Origin of the sequence: Kytococcus sp. HMSC28H12 (assembly GCF_001816045.1) — a bacterium.
Taxonomy (GTDB): Bacteria; Actinomycetota; Actinomycetes; order Actinomycetales; family Dermatophilaceae; genus Kytococcus; species Kytococcus schroeteri.
This window is the reverse complement of sequence record NZ_KV824352.1, coordinates 1-2,441: the sequence shown is the minus strand read 5'-3', so window position 1 is coordinate 2,441 and position 2,441 is coordinate 1. Positions and strand designations below refer to the sequence as shown.

The 2,441-nt window shown below is 77.0% G+C and carries 3 protein-coding genes; all 3 read right to left on the bottom strand.

Going from position 1 to position 2,441, the window contains the following annotated elements:
* Window positions 1–1,169 (bottom strand): cobyrinate a,c-diamide synthase (locus tag HMPREF3099_RS03540; protein ID WP_202816676.1); only part of this gene is annotated, 1,169 nt, incomplete at its 3' end.
* Window positions 1,166–1,780, bottom strand: coding sequence for a cob(I)yrinic acid a,c-diamide adenosyltransferase (gene cobO / locus HMPREF3099_RS03535; RefSeq protein ID WP_070704020.1), 615 nt, complete (start codon window positions 1,778–1,780; stop codon window positions 1,166–1,168). The genes cobO and HMPREF3099_RS03540, both read right to left, overlap by 4 nt.
* Window positions 1,780–2,441: vWA domain-containing protein (locus tag HMPREF3099_RS03530; RefSeq protein WP_141761967.1), on the bottom strand; the 662-nt coding region annotated here is incomplete at its 5' end. The genes cobO and HMPREF3099_RS03530, both read right to left, overlap by 1 nt.

The following is a 2,441-nucleotide window of genomic DNA, read 5'->3' as shown; positions in this document are numbered from 1 at the left end:
GCCGGGGCGAGCAGCGTGTCGGCCGGCGCGGTGGCCTCGCGGTAGCCGAGCACCGAGCGCGCCCCCAGGTGCGCCGTTCCCGGGAGCACGCCGGCCATCGGGTGGCCCTCGAGCTGCTCCAGGAGCAGCAGCGTGCCACCGCCCTCGGCCCAGGTGGGCACGCCGGCGCGCACCGCGGCGGCGAGCGCCTCCAGGCCCGGGCGGCGGGCGGCCAGCGCCTCGGCGTGCACCTCCGGGTAGCCCCCGGGCAGCAGCAGTCCCCGCGTCCCCGGCGGCAGGGCGGTGTCCACGAGCGGGTCGAAGGGGACCGGCTCCAGGCCGCGGGCGCGCAGCAGCTCGAGCGTCTCGGGGTAGCAGAAGCCGCTCACGGGCCCGGCGGCCACGGCCACGACCGGTCGCACGCCGTCATCGGGCCCCTCGCCCCCGTCCGTCGCGCGCACCGGTGGCTCCCAGGGCGCCGCCTCCAGGGGCCCGGCGGTGCGGGCCAGGTCGAGGACCGCGTCGAGGTCCACGTGCTCGGCCACCACCGCGCCGATCCGATCCACGGCGGCCTGCGCGTCCTCGCGCTCCCCGGCGGGTACCAGGCCCAGGTGGCGGGCGGGGGAGGCCAGCTCGGCGTGGCGGGGCAGCACCCCCAGCACGGGGACGCCCACCTGTTCCACGGCGCGGCGCACCTCGGCGGCGTGCCGCGGCGACCCGAGGCGGTTGAGCACAACCCCGCCCACGCGCACCCCCGCATCGAGGGTGGCCAGCCCGTGCACGACGGCACCGACGGTCCGCGAGGCCGAGGAGGCGTCGACCACGAGCAGCACCGGTGCGCCCACCAGCTGGGCGACGTGCGCGGTGGAGGCCCACCCGTCGGTGCCCAGGCGCCCGTCGAACAGGCCCATGACGCCCTCGACGACGGCGACGTCCGCAGCGGTGGGCAGCGCGGCCGAGCGGGCGAGCACGGAGGCCACGTGGTTCCCGCCCTGCAGCCACGGGTCGAGATTCCGCCCGGGGCGGCCGGTGGCCACGGCGTGGAAGGTGGGGTCCACGAAGTCCGGCCCCACCTTGGCCGGCGCGACGGCGAGCCCGCGGGCGGTCAGGGCGGCCATGAGCCCGGTGGCCACGGTGGTCTTGCCGTGCCCCGAGGCGGGGGCCGCCACCACGAGGCGGGGGAGGTTCACCACTCGATGCCGCGCTGTCCGCGCTGCCCGCGGTCGAAGGGGTGCTTCACCTTGGTCATCTCGGTGCTGATGTCGGCCACCTCGAGCAGGGCCGGGTGCGGGTCGCGCCCGGTGATGACGACGTGCTGGGTGCCGGGGCGCGCCGCGAGGGTCGCGGCCACCTCCTCGCCGTCCACCCAGCCCCACGTGATGGGGTAGGTGAATTCGTCGAGCACGTAGAGGCGGTGGGTCTCGGCGGCCAGCCGACGCTGGACCTCGCGCCAGCCCTCCAGGGCGTCGGCGGCGTGGTCCTCCTTGGACCCGCGGGTGCGCGACCACGACCAGCCCGAGCCCATCTTGTGCCACTCCACCGGGCCGCCCTGACCGGTGGTGGCGTGCAGCTCGCCGAGCGCCTCGAGGGCCTGCTGCTCGCCGATGCGCCACTTGGCGGACTTCACGAACTGGAACACGCCGATGGACCAGCCCTGGCTCCACCCGCGCAGCGCGAGGCCGAACGCGGCGGTGGACTTGCCCTTGCCCTGGCCGTGGTTGAGCACCACCACCGGCTGGTGGCGGCGCTGGTTGGTGGTGCGGCCGTCCTGGGGTGTGACGGGGGTCTGGCCCTTCGGCATCAGGCGGCCCTCCCTGCGGGTCGGTGGGCGGCCACGGCCTCGAGCAGGCCGTGGGCGGAGACGCTCTCCAGCGGTACGTGCGTGGCGCCCATGCGGTGGGCGAGGTCGGCGGCCAGGTGCATGCGGAAGCGCCCGGCCTCGCAGTCCACCACCACGGTCTCCGGCGCGGTGGCGTGCCACGCGTCGGCGATGGTGCGGGCGCGCTCCAGGGCGTTCTGGCCACTGGTGGCGCGGCCGTCGGTCACCAGGACCACCAGGGCGCGACGGCGCGGGTCGCGCACGGCCTCGGAGCGCAGCGTGGTGGCGGTGGTGGTCAGGCCCTCGGCCAGCGGGGTGCGGCCGCCGTGGGGAACCTCGGCCAGGCGGGCGGCGGCCAGGTCCACCGAGGAGGTGGGCGGCAGCACGAGGCGGGCGTCCTCGCCGGAGAAGGTCACCAGGCCCACCTTGTCGCGGCGTTCGTAGGCGTCCACGAGCAGGCTGAGCACGGCGGTCTTCACCGCGGCCATGCGCTGGCGGGCGGCCATGGAGCCGGAGGTGTCCACCGCGAAGAGCACGAGGTTGGACTCCCGGCCGCGCAGGCGGGCGTGGCGCAGGTCGTCGGGCAGCACGCGCAGCCGGCCGGTGGGCTCGCTGGCCCCGTGCGATGCCGTCGCGCCCGCCC